The organism is Amycolatopsis sp. CFH S0740, assembly GCF_004522315.1.
In the GTDB taxonomy this organism is placed as follows: Bacteria; Actinomycetota; Actinomycetes; order Mycobacteriales; family Pseudonocardiaceae; genus Amycolatopsis; species Amycolatopsis nivea.
In genome coordinates this window covers 38,174-57,828 of sequence record NZ_SDLS01000012.1, presented here as the reverse complement: position 1 = coordinate 57,828, position 19,655 = coordinate 38,174, and the positions used below count along the sequence as shown (strand labels likewise).

17 protein-coding genes are annotated in these 19,655 nt (G+C 70.5%); 6 read left to right on the top strand and 11 right to left on the bottom strand.

The features are described 5' to 3' along the window. Window positions 1-79: 79 nt before the first annotated feature. The gene (locus EIZ45_RS21220) at window positions 80-1,444 is read right to left on the bottom strand and encodes an aspartate aminotransferase family protein (RefSeq protein WP_037814387.1); all 1,365 of its coding nucleotides are present in this window, start codon (window positions 1,442-1,444) and stop codon (window positions 80-82) included. A 169-nt stretch (window positions 1,445-1,613) separates the two neighbouring features. Beyond that, complete coding sequence (gene xsc, locus EIZ45_RS21215) at window positions 1,614-3,422, bottom strand: sulfoacetaldehyde acetyltransferase (RefSeq protein WP_037814386.1); 1,809 nt, start codon at window positions 3,420-3,422, stop codon at window positions 1,614-1,616. A 145-nt stretch (window positions 3,423-3,567) separates the two neighbouring features. Between xsc and EIZ45_RS21210 the strand changes: the two genes are divergently transcribed. Genes EIZ45_RS21210 through EIZ45_RS21200 form a run of 3 tightly spaced genes read left to right on the top strand, consistent with a single transcriptional unit; the run spans window position 3,568 to window position 7,050 of the window. After that, window positions 3,568-4,413 (top strand): IclR family transcriptional regulator, encoded by an 846-nt coding sequence (locus EIZ45_RS21210; protein WP_037814385.1) that lies wholly within the window; start codon window positions 3,568-3,570, stop codon window positions 4,411-4,413. A 13-nt stretch (window positions 4,414-4,426) separates the two neighbouring features. After that, window positions 4,427-5,371, top strand: a complete 945-nt coding sequence (locus EIZ45_RS21205) for an AAA family ATPase (protein WP_134666218.1) — start codon at window positions 4,427-4,429, stop codon at window positions 5,369-5,371. Further along, window positions 5,368-7,050 (top strand): cobalt chelatase, encoded by a 1,683-nt coding sequence (locus EIZ45_RS21200; protein WP_240690765.1) that lies wholly within the window; start codon window positions 5,368-5,370, stop codon window positions 7,048-7,050. Before EIZ45_RS21205 ends, EIZ45_RS21200 begins: the two co-directional genes overlap by 4 nt. Here the strand turns inward: EIZ45_RS21200 and EIZ45_RS21195 are convergent. The 5 genes from EIZ45_RS21195 to ald all read right to left on the bottom strand — a co-directional run bounded on the left by EIZ45_RS21195 (window position 7,047) and on the right by ald (window position 13,151). Next, a complete protein-coding gene (locus EIZ45_RS21195) occupies window positions 7,047-8,486 on the bottom strand; it encodes a sodium:solute symporter (protein ID WP_037814382.1) in 1,440 nt (479 codons plus the stop codon). The genes EIZ45_RS21200 and EIZ45_RS21195 overlap by 4 nt on opposite strands. Beyond that, window positions 8,486-8,719: a DUF3311 domain-containing protein gene (locus EIZ45_RS21190; RefSeq protein WP_037814381.1), complete on the bottom strand. Its 234-nt coding sequence runs from the start codon at window positions 8,717-8,719 to the stop codon at window positions 8,486-8,488. Before EIZ45_RS21190 ends, EIZ45_RS21195 begins: the two co-directional genes overlap by 1 nt. Beyond that, window positions 8,716-10,380, bottom strand: coding sequence for an amidohydrolase (locus tag EIZ45_RS21185; protein WP_134666220.1), 1,665 nt, complete (start codon window positions 10,378-10,380; stop codon window positions 8,716-8,718). The genes EIZ45_RS21190 and EIZ45_RS21185 overlap by 4 nt, the downstream gene beginning before the upstream one ends. Before the next feature lie 95 nt (window positions 10,381-10,475). Then, window positions 10,476-11,939 carry a PLP-dependent aminotransferase family protein gene (locus EIZ45_RS21180; protein ID WP_134666222.1) on the bottom strand — a complete coding sequence of 488 codons (1,464 nt, stop codon included), beginning with the start codon at window positions 11,937-11,939 and terminating at the stop codon, window positions 10,476-10,478. 96 nt (window positions 11,940-12,035) lie between these two features. After that, window positions 12,036-13,151, bottom strand: a complete 1,116-nt coding sequence (gene ald, locus EIZ45_RS21175; protein WP_037814379.1) for an alanine dehydrogenase — start codon at window positions 13,149-13,151, stop codon at window positions 12,036-12,038. Window positions 13,152-13,355: 204 nt separating this feature from the next. On the opposite strand from ald, the gene EIZ45_RS21170 reads away from it, so the two are divergent. Next, window positions 13,356-14,345 (top strand): phosphotransacetylase, encoded by a 990-nt coding sequence (locus EIZ45_RS21170; RefSeq protein WP_134666224.1) that lies wholly within the window; start codon window positions 13,356-13,358, stop codon window positions 14,343-14,345. Then, entirely contained in the window at window positions 14,342-15,019 is a 678-nt protein-coding gene (locus EIZ45_RS21165) for a phosphonatase-like hydrolase (RefSeq protein WP_037814377.1), read from the top strand. The genes EIZ45_RS21170 and EIZ45_RS21165 overlap by 4 nt, the downstream gene beginning before the upstream one ends. A gap of 15 nt (window positions 15,020-15,034) precedes the next feature. Here EIZ45_RS21165 and EIZ45_RS21160 read toward each other — a convergent pair whose 3' ends face one another. After that, window positions 15,035-15,598 (bottom strand): TetR family transcriptional regulator, encoded by a 564-nt coding sequence (locus EIZ45_RS21160; protein WP_205670098.1) that lies wholly within the window; start codon window positions 15,596-15,598, stop codon window positions 15,035-15,037. A gap of 72 nt (window positions 15,599-15,670) precedes the next feature. On the opposite strand from EIZ45_RS21160, the gene EIZ45_RS21155 reads away from it, so the two are divergent. Beyond that, entirely contained in the window at window positions 15,671-16,843 is a 1,173-nt protein-coding gene (locus EIZ45_RS21155) for an FAD-dependent monooxygenase (protein ID WP_134666228.1), read from the top strand. Window positions 16,844-16,996: 153 nt separating this feature from the next. Here the strand turns inward: EIZ45_RS21155 and EIZ45_RS21150 are convergent, their stop codons facing one another. The 3 genes from EIZ45_RS21150 to EIZ45_RS21140 all read right to left on the bottom strand — a co-directional run bounded on the left by EIZ45_RS21150 (window position 16,997) and on the right by EIZ45_RS21140 (window position 19,513). Continuing rightward, window positions 16,997-17,641 (bottom strand): cysteine hydrolase, encoded by a 645-nt coding sequence (locus EIZ45_RS21150; protein WP_134666230.1) that lies wholly within the window; start codon window positions 17,639-17,641, stop codon window positions 16,997-16,999. A 73-nt stretch (window positions 17,642-17,714) separates the two neighbouring features. Then, window positions 17,715-18,641, bottom strand: a complete 927-nt coding sequence (locus tag EIZ45_RS21145) for a LysR substrate-binding domain-containing protein (RefSeq protein WP_134669965.1) — start codon at window positions 18,639-18,641, stop codon at window positions 17,715-17,717. Between the two features lie 35 nt (window positions 18,642-18,676). Next, the gene (locus tag EIZ45_RS21140; protein ID WP_134669967.1) at window positions 18,677-19,513 is read right to left on the bottom strand and encodes an alpha/beta hydrolase; all 837 of its coding nucleotides are present in this window, start codon (window positions 19,511-19,513) and stop codon (window positions 18,677-18,679) included. Between the last annotated feature and the right edge of the window lie 142 nt (window positions 19,514-19,655).

Genomic DNA, 19,655 nt, shown 5'->3' with positions numbered 1-19,655 from the left:
CGAGCCGGCCCCGGACAGCACGACGGGCGCCGGGTGCCCCGTGTCCTACGAGGTACCCAGCGCCCGCCGGCGCTATCCGTCAGGGCTGGATCGCCTTCTCCACGTCGGTGAGCATGCCGTCGACGCCGTGCAGGAGCTCGTCCAGCACGTCCGTGTCGGCCACCAGCGGCGGCGAGATCATGAGCATGGTCGCGCCCCGGTCGTCGCCGCGGAGGATGACCCCGGTGCGGCGGAACGACTCCGGCAGGACCTCCCGCAGGACCTGCAGCGACTCCTGGTCGGTCAGCTCGCGGCCGCCGTCGCGGTCGGCCATCAGCTCGATCGCGTAGAAGAACCCGGTGCCGCGGACGTCCTTGACGCAGCGGTGCGCGTCCTTCAGCGACTCCAGCGCGGCGTGCAGCTTCGGACCCTCGGAGAGGACGTGCTCGGGCACCTTCTCGTCGCGCATCGCGCTGATGTTGGCGACCGCGATGGCCGTCGACACCGGGTGGCCGCCCCACGTCGCGCCGTGGGTGAACACGCCGCCCTTCGGGGAGTCGTACAGCTCGGTGACCAGCTGCTCGCGCACGATCACGCCGCCGAGCGGGGCGTAGCCCGAGGTTGAGCCCTTGGCGAAGGTGATCAGGTCCGGTACGACGCCGGTGAGGCCGTGGCCGAAGAAGTGGCCGAGGCGGCCGAACGAGCAGATGACCTCGTCCGAAACGAGCAGGATGCCGTACTTGTCGCACAGCGCCCGCAGCGCCGGCCAGTAGCCCTCCGGCGGGACCAGCGCGCCCCGGCCGTTCTGGACCGGCTCGGCGAAGACCGCGGCGACCGTCTCCGGGCCTTCCTCGAGGATGACCGCCTCGATCGCGCGGACGCAGTCGAGCTGGTCGGCCGGGCCGCAGTCGCCGGTGAAGCCGAGGGTGTTCGGGACGTGCCGGATGCCCGGCAGCAGCGGGCCGAACGGCTCCTTGATCTTCGGCAGACCGGTGACCGACAGCGCGCCCATGGTCGTTCCGTGGTAGGCCATTTCGCGGCTGATGATCTTCGTCCGCTCCGGGGCGCCCTGGCTGCGGTGGTACTGCCGGACGAACTTCAGCGCGGTCTCGACCGCCTCCGAACCGGAGTTGACGAAGAACGTGGTGCCGAGGTCGCCGGGGGCGAGGTCGGCGATGATCCGGGCGGCCTCGATCGACGGCGGGTGCGCCGAGCCCCAGTTGCTGGCGTAGGCGAGGGTGCCGACCTGGTCGGCCGCGGCCTTGGCGATGTCCGCGCGGCCGTGGCCCATGTTGACGCAGAACAGCCCGGCGAGACCGTCGAGGTGGCGGCGGCCCTCGGTGTCGATCAGATAGCTGCCCTCGCCGCGGACGAACACCGGGAATTCGCTTTGCCAGGTGTCCTTGCGCGTGAAGTGCGGCCCGAGGTGTCGGCGGGCAGTGGCCCGCAGCTCCGTGACGTTCACCTGGCGACCTCCTGTGTGTGCGAGAACGGGAATGTGTCGACGATCGCAATCTTTCTGGTCCACGCCCAGAGCCAGAAAGAGGCGGATCACTGGGGCCAGATCGGGGCCCGGACGCGAAAAACCGGCCGGGCGCGGGGCCCGGCCGGTTCGTCGGCTCGCTAGCGGGGGATTACACGTAGTCCTGGTACTTCTCCAGGAACCGCACCGGCTTCGACAGCGCGTCGCGGCGGAACGGGTCGCCCAGCTCGCGGGTGCACATGATCTCGATGACCGTGGTGCGGCCTTCGTTCATCTGCGCGTCCACGGCCTTCTTCAGCGCCGGGCCGACGTCCTCGAGCTTGTCCACGACGATGCCGTCCGCGCCCATCGCCTGCGCGATCCCGGCGAAGCTCTCGCTTTCCAGTTCTCCGGCGACGAACCGGCGGTCGTAGAAGTCGACCTGGTTCTTCTTCTCCGCGCCCCACTGGCGGTTGTGGAACACCACGGCGGTGACCGGGATGTCGTGCCGCACCGCGGTCATGATCTCGCCCATGCTCATGCCCCACGCGCCGTCGCCGGCGTACGCGATCGCCGGCCGGTCCATCGCGGCGGCCTTGGCCCCGATGATGGTCGGCAGCGCGTAACCGCAGTTGCCGAAGGACATCGGCGCGAAGAACGACCGCGGCTCCTCGAAGCGCAGGTAGCTGTGCGCCACGGAGTTGATGTTGCCGATGTCGGTGGAGACCATCACCCGCGGCGGCATGGCCTTCTCCAGTTCGCGCAGGACCTGGCGCGGGTGCAGCCAGTTGCCCTCCTCCTGCTCCTGCTCGGCGATCATGTCGAGGGAGTAGGGGTCCTTCTCGTGGGTCCACGCGGAGAGCTCTTCCTCCCACGCGTCCTTTTCGGCCTTGGTGCGGTCGGCGCGCTCGCCGCGGGTGGCGTCGCAGGCGAGCGTGCGGTCGGCGAGGCGTTCGGTCAGCGCCGCGGCGGCGGCCTTCGCGTCGCCGCAGATGCCCACGGTGATCTTCTTGACCAGGCCGAGCATCTTGTGGTCCGCGTCGATCTGGATGATCTTCGCGTTCTTCGGCCAGTAGTCCATGCCGTGCTGCGGCAGGGTGCCGAACGGGCCGAGCCGGGTGCCGAGCGCGATCACCACGTCCGCCTGCGAGATGAGCTTCATCGCGGCCTTGGAGCCCTGGTAGCCGAGCGGGCCGCACCACTGCGGGTGGCTGGCCGGGAAGCTGTCGTTGTGCTGGTAGCTGTTGACGACCGGCGCGCCGAGCCGCTCGGCGAGCGCCTTGGCCTCCTCGACGCCGTCGGACATGACGACCCCGCCGCCGGAGATGATCACCGGGAACTCGGCGGTGGCCAGCAGTTCGGCCGCCTGGGCGAGGCTCTTCTCGCCGCCGGGGCCGCGGTCGAGCCGCTGCGGCTCGGGGATCTCGGTCTCGATCTCGCCGTAGAAGAAGTCGCGCGGGATGTTCAGCTGCGTCGGGCCGAGTTCCGCGTGCGCCCGGTCGAAGGCCCGCGCGGTGTACTCGGCCATCCGCTTCGGGTTGTTGACGTGCGCCTGGTACTTGGTGAACTCCTGGAACATCGGCAGCTGGTTGGCCTCCTGGAAGCCGCCGAGCCCGGTGCCCATGGTGCCCGCCTCGGGCGTGATCATCACGACCGGGCTGTGCGCCCAGAACGCCGCCGCGATCGCGGTGACGCAGTTGCTGATGCCGGGGCCGTTCTGCCCGATGACGACGCCGTGGCGCCCGCTGACCCGGGCGTAGCCGTCGGCCATGTGCGCGGCGCCCTGCTCGTGCACGACCGGGACGAGCCGGATGCCGGCCGGCGCGAAGATGTCCATCGCGTCCATGAACGCCGAGCCCATGATGCCGAAGATGTCGGTGACGCCGTTGGCCACCATCGTCTCGACGAAGGCCTCCGACGGGGTCATCTTCGCCGTTCCGCTGACGACGGTGCGGCCGTCGCCCGTCTTCCTCTCCGCCATGGTTGAACTCCTTCGACGCTGAAAGTCTTGGTTTTCGGTACGTGAGGTTCGTAAAAGCTGAACTCGATGGACCATAGGACGCCACGCGCGGGAGGTCAACCGGCAGTTGCTGGAAAACGAGACAGGATGTGCTACTTTTCGGAACGTGAGTGAGTTGCGGAAGACCAGCGCCGTGGAACTCGTGCGCGAGCCGGACGGCGCGGGCCTCGACGGAGACACCCCGACCATGCGGCTGTTCTCGCTGCTCGAGCTGATCGCGGCGAAGGACCAGCTGGTGACGCTGCAGAGCCTGGTCGAGGAGACCGGCCTGCCGAAGCCGACGCTGCACCGGATGCTGCAGCAGCTGGAAGGCGCGGGCCTGCTCGTGCGCCAGGCCGACGGGCGGCATTACGGCACCGGCGACCGGCTGCGCCGCCTCGCGGAGAACCTGCTGCTCAACGCGACGCACCACGGCGCGCGGCGCGCGGTGCTCAACCACCTGGTCGACGAGCTGGGGGAGAGCTGCAACATCACCGCGCTGTCCGGCAGCGAGATCGTCTACCTCGACCGCGTCGAAACGCCCGAGCCCCTGCGGTTCTACCTGCGGCCGGGTTCGCGCGTGCCGATCCACTGCTCGGCCAGCGGCAAGATCATTCTCTCCCAGATGAGCCCGGCGCAGCGGCGCAAGCTGCTCGCGCACGCGCCGCTCAAGCAGTACACCGCCAAGACGGTCACCGACCTCGACGCGCTGGAGGAGGAGTTCGCCCGCATCCGGCGCGACGGGTTCGCCCTCGACGACGAGGAATTCCTGCCCGGGCTCGTGTGCGTGGCGGTGCTGGTCCCCAGCCGCAGCGGGCGGTCCAACCTGGCGGTGGCGGTGCAGGCCCCGGTCATGCGGCTCACCGCCGACAAGGCTTTGCAGGCGCTTCCCGCGTTGCAGCGGGCCGCCGAAGCGATCAAGGAGGTCGAGGCCGAGGGTTCGGCCGACGACGCCGACAGCATCCCGTCCTGACGGAGGTCCCCTGATGAACCCGTTGTGCGGCAACGGTCCCGACGCCCGGATCGCCGTGCGCGACGCGTTCGGCATCGATTCGAGCCTGGTCGTCCCGGCCTTTTCCGAGCCCGGCGAGCACGTGCCCGAAATCGATCCGGCGTACCGGTTCAACCCGGACGTGACGCTCGCGTTGCTGGCCGGGTTCGCGCACAACCGGCGCGTGCTCGTGCAGGGCCTGCACGGCACCGGCAAGTCCACGCACGTCGAACAGGTCGCGGCGCGGCTGAACTGGCCGTGCCTGCGGGTGAACCTCGACGGCCACATCAGCAGGCTCGACCTCGTCGGCAAGGACGCGGTGGTGCTGCGCGACGGCAAGCAGGTCACCGAATTCCGCGAGGGCATCCTGCCGTGGGCGCTGCGGCGGCCGACCGCGCTGATCCTCGACGAGTACGACGCGGGACGGCCGGACGTCATGTTCGTCATCCAGCGGCTGCTCGAACGGGACGGCAAGTTCACCCTGATCGACAGCAACACGGTGCTGCGCCCGCACCCGGGATTCCGGCTGTTCGCCACCGCCAACACCGTGGGGCTGGGCAATCTCAACGGGCTCTACCACGGCGTGCAGCGGCTCAACCACGCGCAGATCGACCGGTGGAACATCGTCGCCGCGCTCGATTACCTGGCCCCGGAAGAGGAAGCGGCGATCGTGCGGGCGCGGGTGCCGCGGACGACCGAGCAGTTCGCCGAAGCGATGGTGGCGGTCGCCGGGCTGACCCGCGAGGGGTTCCGGGCCGGCGACCTGTCCGCGCTGATGTCGCCGCGCACGGTCATCACGTGGGCGGAGAACTGCGAGATCTTCGGCGATCCGGCGCTGGCGTTCCGGTTGACCTTCCTCAACAAATGCGACGAGGCCGAACGCCCGGTCGTCGCCGAGTACTTCCAGCGCTGCTTCGACCAGGAGCTGGCCGCGGCGTGAGCACGCCCGAGACCCGGCGGCGCCAGCAAGTCGAGGAGCTGTCCGCGGCGGCGATCCGGGCGGTCAGCGGGTCGCCGGACGCGCATTTCCGGGGCGGGCGCTTGCATCGCGGCACCCGCCCGGTGCCGATGCCCGCGCCGCATCTGCGCTCCGAAGACGAAGATGTGCAGTCCTTCCGCGGCGCGGCGGACGGGATGGCGTTGCACCTGAGCCGGTCGGATCGGGAGCTGCACAAGCGGTTGCGGCCCGAGGGCGGTGTCGAGCGGCTGCTGTTCGAGCTGCTGGAGCAGTTCCGGGTGGAGTCGCTGATTCCGAACGGTTTTCCCGGCGTGACGGCGAATGTGCGGCGGCGGCACGAACGCTGGTCGCTTTCGGCGCACCACAATGGACTGACCGAGACGGCGCGCGGCGTGTTGATTTACACGGTCGCGCAGGTCGCGCGGGCGCGGATCACCGGCGAGCCGGTCGTGGAAGAGACCGAGGACCTGATCGAGGCGACCCGGGCGGCGATCGCGCCGATGCTCGGTGCGCACTTGGCCGGGCTTCGGCGGCACCGGGCCGATCAGGCGGCGTTCGCCGAGCACGCGCGGGCGCTGGCCGAGGCGGTCGCCGGGTTGCTGGAGCCGCAGAAGTCCGAAGACGCCGAGGACGAGGAAGACGACACCGCGGCGTACGCGCTGCTGCTGGATTTCGACGACGAAACCGGCAGCGAGGAAGGCGGTACCGCAGGCCTCGGCGACCACAACGGACCGGTGGCGGCCGGTTCGTATCGGGTTTTCACCACCGCCTACGACCGCGAGGACCGGGCGGGACCGTTGGTGCGGCCGGAATTGCTGCGCGAGTTGCGCGAACGGCTCGACGCCCGGGTGGCGAAGCAGGGCGTCAACGTGGCTCGGCTCGCGCGGGAGCTCACGGCGGTGCTCGCCGAGCCGGAACGGTCCGGCTGGGACGGTGCGCAGGAGGAGGGCCAGATCGACGGCCGGGCTCTCGCGCGGTTGATCGCGACGCCCGCGGACCATCGGGTGTTCCGGGTCGAGCGGGCCGAACCGGTCGCCGACGTGCTGGTCACCTTCCTGATCGACTGCTCGGGTTCGATGAAGGCGCACCGGGAAACCGTTGCGGTGCTGGTCGATGTGTTCGCCCGGGCGCTCGATCTCGCCGGGGCCAGTTGCGAAATCCTGGGCTTTACCACCGGTGCCTGGCACGGCGGCCGGGCACGGCGGGACTGGATGCGCGCCGGGCGGCCGAAGCACCCGGGGCGGCTCAATGAGCGTCGGCACCTGGTGTTCAAGGACGCGGCGACACCGTGGCGGCGCGCGCGGCGGGATGTCGCGGCGTTGCTCAAAGCCGATCTGTTCCGCGAGGGCATCGACGGCGAGGCGTTGGCGTGGGCGGCTGAACGGGCCCGGGAGTGCGATGTGCGGCGGCGGCTGGTTTTCGTGCTGTCGGACGGAAGCCCGATGGACGGCGCGACCGCGCTGGCCAACGAGGAGCGGTACCTGGACCGGCATCTGGTGCAGGTGGCGGACGGGCTGGAGCGGAGCGAGACGGAGGTGTACGGCATCGGGGTCGGTCTCGATCTCAGTGCGTACTACCGCCGCAGTGTGGCCCTGGACGCCGCGGAAGGCACGGGATTCCGTGCCTTCCGCGAGATCCTCGACCTGATGGCGCGCCGCTAGCCTGCCGGCTGAGCGACCGGCGAGACCGCGGCGGGTTCGTTGCGCTCCAAGGCGATCGGCGAACGCTTCTTTCCCGGAGCGAGCAGGCTCCAGCCGAAGACGATCACCAGGTTGACGCCCATCGACACCAGGCCGGTGTTGAGGCCGCCGAGCGTCACGCCGGTGGCGTACAGGACGACCGCGGTCACCACGCCGACCACCATGCCGGTCGCGATCGCGGCCGTGCGCACCCGCCGGGCGAACAGGATCGCCAGCCAGCCCGGCACGACCTGGGCCAGCAGGTTGTAGGTCAGGTTCAGCACGGTGAGCATGAGCGTCGAGGCGGTCAGCGTGAGCACGGCGGCGAGCACCAGGAACACCGCCACCGCCACGACCGTCCAGCGCCGTTGTGCCGCGGGCCGGACGTTCGGGGCCAGGTTGCGGCTGACCATGCCGCCGATCGCCAACGCCGTCGCGGAGAGCACCAGCACGCCGGACAACGCGGCGCCAGCGGCCACGAGACCCAGAACCGGTTCCGGGAGAAGGCCTTTCGCGGTCACCATGAAGACTGTGTTCGGGTTCTTCAGCCCAGGGTGCTGCTTGAGGCCGTAGTAGGCGGCGAAGACGAGGAACGGGTAGATGAGCATGTACAGCGGCATCCACACCGTCGAACTCTTCACCGCCCGCTCGGAGCGCGCCGGGAACACGTAGGCGCCGCCGAAGCCGAGGTAGAAGACCACGCTCTGGAACAGGATCGTGGTCATCGCGAACCACAGGTCCTGGCCGCCCATCGTGGTCTGCGCCCTGGCCAGCGCCTCCGGCCCGGTCACCCCGGAGGTCCCGCCGGCGACCAGCACCGCGGCGAGGCCGACGAGCACCACGCCGAGCAGCATGAACGCGTCCTTGAGGATCGACACGAACGCGGGGGAGCGGATGCCGGACACGGCGATGTAGGCGAACGCGATGATCCCGGCGAGGATGACGCACTGCACGGGCGTCAGTTTCAGCCCGAGGTTGCTCAGCACGACTTGCAGGCCGATGAACTGGTACTGGCCCCACGGCACGAGCGCGATCAGCATCGTCACGCAGGTGATCAGCTCCAGCGTCCGGCTGCCGTAGTGGCGGCCGAACACGTCCGGGACGGTCATCGCGTCGTGTTTGCGCGCCGCGCGCCAGACCAGCGGGGCGAGGAAGTAGCCCAGCGAATAGGCGAGCAGGATGTAGCCGAGGAACCAGATCCCGTAGCTCGCGCCGTGCGCGTAGATGCCGCTCGGGAACCCGATCATCGTGCCGATGCTGTACACCTCGCCGACGGCCAGGAAGTACAGCAGCCACGGCGGGAACGAACGGCCGCCGACCAGGAACTCGGAGATCCCGCCGCCGCGCGACGAGCGGCCCGCCCACAGCGCGAGCAGGATCGACAGCCCCATCACGACGGCGACAATGAGAATCAGCATTACTGGTCCTCCTTCGCTGCGGGCGTGTCCGCCGGGTAGTGCTTGCGGTCGAAGAACCGCCAGCTGATCCACAGGCACAGGGTGGTCAGCGGGAAGCAGAGGAACATCCAGAAGAACACCAGCGGGAACCCGGCGACGGTCGCGGGCGAACCCGCCACCAGCGGGATTCCGCCGAGGACCGCCACCGCGGGGATGCCGAGCCCGATGCACAGGCTGGGCCAGCTCCGGATCATCGCGCACCTCCGGCCGGGACGGGATCGCGTTGCCAGACCAGCCGTCCGCCGATCACGGTGGCGTCGACGGTCAGGTCGCGGATCCGGTTCGGGTCCACTGCGGTCGGATCCTCGGACAGCACGATCAGGTCGGCGAGCTTGCCGACCTCGAGGCTGCCCTTGCTCTCTTCCTCGCCGGCCAGGTACGCGGCGTCGATGGTGTACCCGCGCAGGGCGGCTTCGACGTCGATCGCCTGCTCCGGGCCGAGGAGCTGGCCGCTGCTGGTTTGCCGGGCGACGGCGCACCAGATGCCTTCCAGCGGCGGCACCGGCGTGACCGGGGTGTCGGAATGGAGTCCGAAGTGGATTCCGCGGGAGCGGGCCGACGCGAGCGGGCTGATCCGGCGAGCCCGCTCCGGGCCGAGGAAAACGTCCCGGTGCCGGTCGCCCCAGTAGTAGACGTGCTTGATGAAGAACGACGCGGCGATGCCGTTTTCGGCCATCCGGTCGAGCTGGTCCTCGCGGGCGGTCTGGCAGTGTTCGATGCGGTGGCGGCGGCCGGTGCCTTCGGGCGCGCCGAGGCGGGCGTAGCCGTCGATGATGGCGTCGATCGCCGCGTCGCCGTTGCCGTGCACGGCGACCTGCCAGCCGGCGGCGTCGAGCGCGGCGATGCGGCGGGACAGTTCGTCCGGTTCGAGCAGCATCATGCCGTGCTCGTCGGGGTCGCAGGTGTAGCCCTCGGCCAGGCAGCCGGTGCGGCCCTGGATCGAGCCGTCCGCGACGATTTTGATGCCGTTCATGGTGAAGCCGTCCGGATTGGACGGATCCGGCGATTCCGGGGTGCCTTCGGCGAGACCGGGCAGGAGGGTGTGGAAGAGGTAGCCGTGGATGCGGGTGCGCAGCTTTCCGGCGCTGGTGAGCATCCGGTACGCGGCGAGTTCCTGGTCGCCGCCGATGAGGCCGATTCCTGTGTCGTGCACCGAAGTGACGCCGTTGCGGAGGTACTCGGCGTCGGCGAGCTGGAGTGCCGCGGCCAGTTCGTCGGGGCCCTGCGACGGCATCGCGGAGTTGACCAGGAACGCCGCGGTCTCGATGAGGAGGCCGGTCGGTTCGCCGCGTTCGTCGCGGGCGATGGCGCCGCCGGGCGGGTCGGGCGTGGCCGCGGTGATGCCGACGGCTCGCAGCGCGGCGGAATTCGCCACGGAGAAGTGTCCGGTCACGTGGGTGAGCAGGACCGGGTTCCGCGGCGAAGCCGGGTCGAGATCGTGCCGGGTGGGGTGCCGGTTGTCGGCGAGAAGCGTGTCGTCGTAACGGAAACCCTTGATCCATTCGCCGGGGCCGAAGTCGCGCGCCGCCTGCCGGACGCGGTCGGCGATGTCGCTGATCCGGTCGTTGGGCGGGCTTCCGGCGTCGACCGGGGCGGCCAGCGCCATGCCGAAGAACGAGGGATGGTTGTGCGACTCCACGAAACCCGGGACGACGGTGCGCCCGGCCAGGTCGAGCACCGTCGTTTCGGGACCGGCGAGAGCGGCGATCGAACGGTCGTCGCCGATCTCGGTGATCCGGCCGTCGCGGGCGGCGAGCGCGGAGGCCCGCGTCCCGCCTCGGTCCAGGGTCAGCACCGTGCCCCCGAGCACCACCAGGTCGGGGGCCGGACGAGCGGATACCGCGGGTTCGCCCACGATGGGACCTCCTTGTCCACGTGTCCTGCCCCAAGACAGTGCCGGGGGAGCTGGCCCGCGAACAGGTCCAGAAGGCGACGCGCGCGTGGGTCCAGTCAGCTGTCCAGCAGCTCCCGGCACAGGTCGCCGAGCAGCCGGATGCCCGGGTCGATCGCGGACGGCGGGGTGGCGGAGAAGCCGATGCGGAAGTGGTTGCGCGGCGGGTCGTCGCCGAGGAAGAAGATGTCGCCCGGTTCGATGAGGATGCCCAGCTCCTCCGCGCGCTCCACCAGTACCCGGCAGTCCAGTTCGGACGGGCCGGTCATCCACAGGCTGACGCCGCCGGGCGGGTACGGGCCCTGCGCCCACGGCAGGTATTCGGCGACCGCGGCGGTGGTGGCGGTCCATTTGCGCATCAACTTCGTGCGGTAGCGGCGCAGCGAGCGGTGGTACTCGCCGCTTTCGATGAGCAGCGCCAGCGCCCGTTGCAGCTGGCCCGGCGGGTGGCGCAGGACGTACCGGCGGGCCTCGCGCAGCGCGCGCACCAGCTCGCGCGGCCCGACCAGGTAGCCGAGGCGCAGGCCGGGGGAGAGGAACTTGGAGAAGGTGCCGAGGTAGACGGCGTCGCCGGTGTTGTCGAGCGCCTTCAACGCCGGGGTCGGGCTGCCCTGGTAGCGGAATTCGCTGTCGTAGTCGTCTTCGACCACCACGGTGCCGGACGCGGCGGCCTGGGCGAGCAGCTGGCGGCGGCGGCCGATGCTGAGGGTCGCGTTGGTCGGGTGCTGGTGGCTCGGGGTGAGGTAGAGGAGGTCGACCCCGTCGAGCGATTCGGGCGGTTGCAGGCCGCGCGAATCGACGTCGATCCCGGTCACGCGGGCGCCGGTGCGGAGGAAGATGTGCCGGGCGTCGAGGTAGCCGGGGTTTTCGATGGCGACGACCTGGTCCGGGCCGAGCAGCACGCGGCCGAGCAGGTCGAGGCCCTGCTGCGAGCCGACGGTGATCAGCACCTCGTCCGGGTCCGCCTCGATGCCGCGGGTGGTGAGCAGCTGGCGGCAGACCATCTCGACCAGCATCGGGTCATCGGAGCCGACGCTGTCCTGCAGGCTGTGGAAGACGTGCGGGCGGTAGAGGGCGTCGCGGAGGCAGCGCGTCCACGACCGGGCCGGGAACGCGGTGATGTCGACCTGCCCGGCGAGGAACGGGTACGGATAGCTCGCCCAGTCGGTGCGTTTCTCGATGTGCGCGACGCCGGCGTCCGGGAACCGGCGCACCCGGGCCGCCCAGTCGATCCTCGATTCGGTGTCCCGTTCCTCCACCGCGCAGTGCGGGCGCATCTCGGTGTTGACGAACAGCCCGCTGCGCTCGCGGCTTTCCACGTAGCCCTCGGCGACCAGCTCCTGGTAGGCGAGGTTGATCGTGTTGCGGGAAACGCCCAGCTCGACGGCCAGTTCCCGCGAGCTGGGCAGCCGGCGGGCCGGGTCGAACGTGCCGATGGCGATGCCGTGCTCGATCGCCCGCCGGACCTGGCGGTACAGCGGTTCGTCCGACGAGCGGTCGATCTCGATCAGCGTGCGTGGCACGTGCGTTCTCCCAAGTGGCCGGCGTGCAGCGGGGTGGGCTGAAACGTAACTCGCAGTGGCCGGTTTTCCCACCCCGCCGCGCTGCGCCGGGCAGGCTCAGGCCAGCGCGTCGGCGACGTCGGTGAACGGCAGGCCGTGCGCCACGGCGACCGGCTCGTAGGTCAGCGCCCCGGCCACGGTGTTCACACCGCCGCGGAGTTCGGGCGTGTCCTGGACCGCGGTGCGGAGGCCCTTGTTCGCGATTTCGAGCGCGTAGGGGAGCGTGACGTTGGTGAGCGCGTGCGTGGAGGTGTGCGGGACCGCGCCCGGCATGTTGGCCACGCAGTAGAACACCGATTCGTGCACCCGGAAGGTCGGGTCGGCGTGCGTCGTCGGACGCGAGTCCTCGAAGCAGCCGCCCTGGTCGATCGAGATGTCCACGAGCACGCTGCCCGGCTTCATCCGCGAGACCGTCTCGTTGGACACGAGGCTCGGGGCCTTCGCGCCGGGGACGAGCACCGCGCCGATCACCAGGTCGGCCTCGAGTACCGCCTGCTCGATCGCGTACGAGTTCGCCGCGGCGGTGCGGATGCGGCCCTGGTACATCCGGTCGGCGGCGCGCAGCTTGTCGACGTTCTTGTCGAACAGCACCACGTCGCCCCAGGTCCCGGCCGCGACGGCGACCGCGTTCATCCCGGCGACGCCCGCGCCCAGCACGACCACGCGGGCCGGCGGCACCCCCGAGACGCCGCCGATCAGCACGCCGCGCCCGCCGTTGACGCGCATCAGCGTCTGCGCGCCGACCTGCGGGGCCAGCCGTCCGGCCACCTCGCTCATCGGGAACAGCAGCGGGAGGGAGCCGTTGGGCAGCTGGACCGTCTCGTAGGCCACCGAGGTGGTGCCCGCGTCGAGCAGGGCCTTGGTGCAGGGCTCGCTCGCGGCGAGGTGCAGGTAGGTGAACAGCAGCTGGTCCGAACGCAGCCGGTGGTACTCCTCGGCGACCGGTTCCTTGACCTTCAGCACCAGGTCCGCGGTGCCCCACACGTCGTCCGCCTGGTCGAGCAGCTTCGCGCCGGCGGCCGTGTAGTCCTCGTCGCGGATCGACGAGCCTTCGCCCGCGCCGCGTTCCACGAAGACCTCGTGGCCGGCCGAGGTGAACTCGTGTACTCCGGCCGGCGTCGCCGCCACCCGGTATTCGTGGTTCTTGACCTCGCGAGGCACACCGATCTTCATCGCCTGCTCCCATCTGCCGTGTCTGGTGCGGTCGAGAGTGCGGGACGACTGGCCACGGCGAAAGTGCCAGAAACCGCTCGGTCGACGGGTCCAGACAGTCGGCCTTCTGGACCTGTCAACGGGCACTGTTCTGGCTCTGTCCCTTGGGGCCAGGGGTCGGGATCCTGCTCGGGGAGCACTGCCGTCCGCGAGGGAGTTTGCGAGATGACCATGGCCCCTCTGGCCGAGACCTGGCGGGACCGCGTCGGCGACGCCCGCCCGCGGATCGCGCTCGCCGACGGCGCCGACCCGCGCGCCGTCACCGCGGCCGCGCACCTGGCCGAACGCGGCGAAATCGAGCCGGTGCTGGTCGGACCCGCGGACGAGATCGCCGCAGCCGCGGCAGAGCTTGGCTTTTCAGTGCCACCTTTCCTGGACACGGCGGAACTGGCTGCCGACGACGCCGTCCTCGCGCGGCTGGCAACCGCGTTCCCCGACCGGGTGGAGACGGTCCGCACCGATCCGGTCGCCCTCTCCGCCGCGCTGCTCGCACTCGGCCGGGTAGACGCGTGCCTGGCAGGCGCGACGCGGCCCACTTCCGATGTCCTCCGGGCCGGCCTGCGAATCGTCGGCCTCGCTCCCGGCGTCCGGACTCTCAGCAGCTGCTTCCTGATGCTGTTGCAGGACGGCCGATCGCTCACTTTCGCTGACTGCGCCGTGGTTCCCGAGCCGGACGCGGAGGCACTGGCGGACATCGCCGTCGGCGCGGCTTCCACGCACCGGGCGCTGACCGGAACCGAGCCCGTCGTGGCGATGCTTTCCTTCAGCACCCAAGGCAGTGCCAAGCATTCCGCGGTGGACAAGGTCCGGCAGGCGACTTCGCTGGTGCGGGAACGACTGCCCGGCGTGGCGGTGGACGGCGAGTTGCAATTCGACGCCGCAGTCGTGGACGCGGTAGGGGTGGCGAAAGCGCCGCGGTCGACCGTCGCCGGGAGGGCGAATGTACTGGTGTTCCCCAACCTTGACGCGGGGAACATCGCTTACAAGATCGCCGAACGGCTGGGCGGAGCGACCGCGCTGGGACCGATCCTGCAAGGCGTCGCGGCCCCGCTGCACGACCTGTCGCGCGGCTGCAGCGCGGCCGACATCGAGACGATGGCCCTGATCAGCGCAGTGCACGCGGTGACCGGCCGGGAAGTGGAGGGGGTCCGATGACGCGAGCGGTGGAACTGGTCGTGCTGGACATGGCAGGCACGACAGTCCGCGACGACGGCGCGGTCGAGGCAGCGTTCTCGGCGGCCCTGGAAGCAGTCGGGGTGCCCGCGGACTCGCCGGAGCGCGAGGATGTGGATGCCTACGTCCGCGACACCATGGGACAGTCGAAGATCGAGGTCTTCCGGGCGCTGTTCCCCGCGGACGGGGTGGCGGAGAAGGCGAATCAGGTTTTCGAGACTGCTTTTGCTTCGCAGGCTATCGAGGTTGCCGCGCCGCTTCCGGGTGCGGAGGAAGCGATCGACAAGTTGCGCGCGCAGGGCCGCCGGGTGTGCCTGAGCACGGGCTTCTCGGCAGCGACCCGCGATGCACTGCTGGAGCGGCTCGGGTGGACGGACCTGGCGGATCTGGTGGTGTGCCCGGCTGATGCGGGCGGGCGAGGCAGGCCGTTCCCGGACATGGTGCTGACTGCGGTGCTGCGCTTGGGAATCACCGACGTACGCGCGGTCGCGGTCGCGGGGGACACCGGCTTCGACATGCTGACCGGCCGACGAGCGGGTGCGTCGGTGGCGGCCGGGGTGTTGACGGGGGCGCACGACGAGGCGACGTTGCGGGCACACGGGGCGACACATGTGCTGGGGTCGGTGGCGGAGTTGCCTGCGGTGCTTGAACTCTAGCGAGGCGTCGCCGTATCAGGCGGGCGGCGCGACCGCAGTAGCGATCAACGCCCGCGCAGCGATCTCGATCCGTTCTTCGTCCCCGGTCACGATGCGGTCCAGGCACAGCCCTCGCAGGCCCGAGATCAGCAGGCTCGCCCGGGCTGCCGCGTCGGGTTCCGCGTAGCCGAGTTTTCGGTACACCGGCACCAGCGGGTCCACCATCGCGGTGATCGCTTCCCTCGCGACGGTCAGGTAACGCTCCGGCTGGGTCGGGGCCAGTGCGAGTACCTGGAACAGGATGTGGATCGGCCGTTGCTGGCGGCCCCGGGTGATCGCGTGCCACAGGGCGTGCGCCGCGGCGGCGAGGGATTGCTCGTCGTGCACGGAGCGGAAGAGTTCGGTGACGTCCGGGCGGCTCGCGGCGATCGCTTCGGTGATCAGGTTTTCCCTGCTGCCGAAGTAGTACAGCAGCATCCGCTTGCTCGTCCCCAGCGCCTCGCCCATCGGCGCGAGCGACAGGTCTGCCAGGCCGTGCGTCGCTAGGTAACCCACGGCCTGCTCGAGCAGCTCGGCGCGACGGCCGGTTCCGGAATCCACCCCTTGACTGTACCGATCGGTACGCCGTACCGTCCATTCGTGTACCGATCGGTACATGGGCGAGGAGGGCTGATGGCGAGCGAAGCACTCTCGGTGGCGATCGTCGGCGGCGGGATCGGCGGGCTGACGCTCGCGCTCGCGTTGCGGCAGCGCGGGATCGGGGCCGAGGTCTACGAACGGTCGGCCGAACTGCGCGAGGTCGGGGCGGCGGTGGCGCTGGCCGCCAACGGGTCGCGGGTCCTCGGGCGGCTGGGGTTGCGGGACGAGCTGGCCGCGTGTTCCGCGGTGCCGACGGAGCTGGTCTACCGGCATTGGCGGAGCGGGCAGCGGGTGATGGCGTATCCGGTCGGGGACAGCTACGAGGAACGGTTCGCCGGGCCCTATTTCGGGGTGCACCGGGCGGACTTGCAGCGGATCCTGGCGGGTGCGTGCGGGAAGGTCCATCTTGGCCGCCAGGTGACCGGCGTCGGTGCGGACGGATCGCGGTATCGGCTCGAATTCGCCGACGGGACAAGCGAAACCGCCGATGTCGTGGTGGGCGCGGACGGGGTGCACTCGACGGTGCGCCAGTGGGTGGACGACGCGCCGTTCGCCCGGTACTCGGGTTCGAGCGGTTTTCGCGGGCTGGTGCCGGTGGAGCGGCTGCCGTCGTTGCCGGACGCGGGGGCGATCCAGTTCTGGATGGGGCCGGGCGGGCATCTGCTGCACTACGCGATCGGCGACGGGTCGGTGGTGAATTTCCTCGCGGTGCTGGACGAACCGGACGTGTGGCCGGGGGAGTCGTGGACCGAGGACATTCCCCGGGAACGCATCGAGGCGGCCTTCGAGGGCTGGCATCCCGCGGTACGGGAGATGGTCGGCGCGACGACGCTGTATCAGCGGTGGGGGTTGTTCGGCCAGCATCCGCTCAACCGCTGGCACCGCGGCGGCGTGGTGCTGCTCGGCGACGCGGCGCACGCGATGCTGCCGCACCACGGGCAGGGGGCGAACCAGACGATCGAGGACGCGGTCACGCTCGCCGAGTGCCTGGCGCGCGACTCACGCGACGAGGCACTCGCCCGCTACGAGAAGCTGCGGCGGCCGCGGACCCGGGCGGTGCAGCGGAGTTCGTGGGTGGCGAATGCCTTGCTGCATGTGCCGGACGGTCCGGCGGCGGAGGCGCGGGACGCGGCATTGGGGCGGATCGGGGAGACGGTGGAGTGGATCCACGCGCACGACGCGCTGGCAGCGGCGGGGCGCGGCTAAACGGCTCCACGAATTCCGGGGTTGGGCGGGCCGCTGCTCCGGCGGGCGGGCGCATTCGTGCGGTCCGTTCGCAAGGGGCTAGGCGGCTCCCGGATTCCGAACCGGGCGGCGACGGTCAGTGCTCCCGGCGGCGAGCCCGCTCGCAGGGCGCGGCTAAGCGGCTCCCTTTTCCGCCAGCGCCTTGAACTCCGCGCTCGTCAACACGTCCGCAGTGGACTGGGCGAGAACAACCAGCGTCGCCGCATGGACCTCCGCGGCGGACATCGCGCCGTGGCCGAGGTCGGGGTGGTCGTAGGTGGCGCACGCGTCGGACAGCACCCCGGTGCGGAAATCGCGGAACATCGCGTCGCGGATGGTGGCGTGGACGCAGTCCTCGGTGGTCACTCCGGTGGCGATCAGGGTGTCCACGCCGCGTCCGCGCAGCTGCATTTCGAAATCTGTGCCGTAGAAGGCGCTGTAACGGTGCTTGGGGATCAGCGGTTCGTCCGGGCGGCGGTCCACTTCGGAGTACAGCGCGGCGCCGGGCGTGCCCTCGATGAGCGCGGCGCCGGCGGCGATCGGCGGGTACAGGTCGGCGAACCGGCCCATGTCGGTGCCGTCGGGGCGGTGGACGTGCGCGGTGAAGAACACCGGGATGCCCGCGTCGCGGCAGAACCGGATCGTGTCGTTGAGGGTCGGGATCATCGCGCGGCCTGCCGGGGATTCCAGCGGGGCGCCGGGTGCCAGGAAGTCGTGCTGCATGTCGATGACGACCAGCGCGGTGCGGGCCGGATCGACGGTGGACAAGCGGTAACCCATGGAACGCTCCTTCCGCGGAGGTCCATGAAGTATCACGGGTTGTCGTCGGTCGTCAAGAAAGCGACAGAGCGCGTCAGGCGTCTTCGATCTGCGCGGCGACGGTGTGCAGGGACTCGATCAGCGCCTGGGTGGCCGGGTTCAGCCGCCGGCCGGCGGCGAGGGTCAGGCCGACGCTGTGGCCGATGTTCTCCAGCGGCGTCGGCAGCGTGACCAGCCGCGGGTCGTCCATGCCGAGCAGGCCGGGGAGCGCGGCGACCATGGCGGTTTCGGTGAGCAGCTGCCGCACAGTCAGGAACGACGTCGCTTCGACGCGGTTGGCGGGCAGGTCCAGGCCGTGCTGGGCGAAGAGGCTTTCCAGCTCCTGGCGCAGCATCGTCTCGGTGCCGGGCACGATCCACGGGAACTCCGCCAGATCCTCCAGCGAGACGCTCCCGCGCGCGGCGAGCGGGTGGTGCGCGCCGGCGACGACGCGGATCGACTCCTGATACAGCGCCCGCCGCCGGGTGTCTTCGGTGCCGGGGCCGCTCAGCCTGCCGACGATCACGTCCACCCGGCCCGCCGTCAGCTCCACCAGCAGCGATTCCGGCGTTCCCTCCCGGACGACGACCGTGACCAGCAGATGGTCTTCCTTCAGATGCGCGATGGCTCGCGGCAGCAACAGGTTCGAACCCGCGAGGTGGATGCCCGCGACGACCCGGCCGCGGGTCGCGTCGGCGATCTCCACGACGTGCCGCGCCGCGTGGGTGAGCTGGGCGAGCACGGCGCGCGCGTGTTCGGTGAACGCGGTCCCGAACTCGGTCGGCGTGATCCCGCGCGGCCCGCGTTCGTAGAGCGGCACGCCGAGGATCGCTTCGAGATCGTGCAGGCCACGCGTGACGACCGGCTGCGTGACGTGCAGCGCGGCCGCCGCGCCGACTACGCTGCCCTGCTCGGTGAGGGTGTCCACCAGCACGAGGTGCCTGAGCTTGAGGCGGCCGTCGAGCAGGCGGGGCATCTCCATTCCGGCGACATTACTGTCCGGCTCGGCTTCCGGCGTCACGAGAGGGCGCGCCGGACCAGGGCCTGGCCGAGCGCCGAGGCGGGGTCGGCCAGGTCGAGGAAGACGTCGAAGTGGTTCCGGCCGGGCACGACGGTCAACGAACCGGCGGCGGGCCAGTGTGCGTGGAAAGCCTTGCTCTGTCGATGGAATCCCGCGGCTTCGTGTTCCGCGACCGCCACGTGCAGCGGCACGGCGCCTGGTGGCGCGAGGATCGGGCTGAGGGCTTCCGCGCGGGTCGGGTCGAGGGACAGCCACGCGTTGGCGAACGAGTCGACCAGCGGGCGGAGGTCGAAGAGCCCGCTGATCGCCATCGCGCCTTTGACGACGTCCTCCGGCAGCCCGGCGGCGCGCTGCCATCCGGCGACGGCGGTCATCGCCGCCAGGTGCCCGCCGGCTGAGCTGCCCACGACGTGGATGCGGTCCGGGTCGAGGCCGTGCTCGGCGCCGTGGTGGTGCACCCACGCGACCGCGGCGCGGACCTGGCGCACGATCTCCTCCAGCGGTGCCGCGGGCGCGAGCGTGTAGTCCGGCACGACGGTGGCGACTCCGGTGTCAGCCAGCATCCTCGCCGGGAACGCGGTGTCGTGGCGCGAGAGCATCCGCCAGTAGCCGCCGTGGATGGCGAGAACGACGGGGCGCAGCTGTCCGGGGGAGATGCCCCAGACGTCGAGCCGTTCGGTGCTGAGCGGGTCGAAAGCCAGGTCGCGAACGCCTGCCAGACCGGCGGTCGCGGATTCGGAGGCGGAGCGGTAGCGGGCCATCACGGCGTCGAACTCGGCCTCGGTCACCGTGCCCTGCGCGCTGTAGTCCCGATCGACGTTCGGATGGTTCACGAGAGCCATCCTTCGCCGCCGTCGCCATGCCTGACCAATGCTCATTTCGACGAAAGATATGCCGAAGCAGGCATGGGCGAGACATGTCCGGACAGCTATGGGAGCGGCGGCAAAGAGCATTGGCGAGGCATTCCGGACGTCC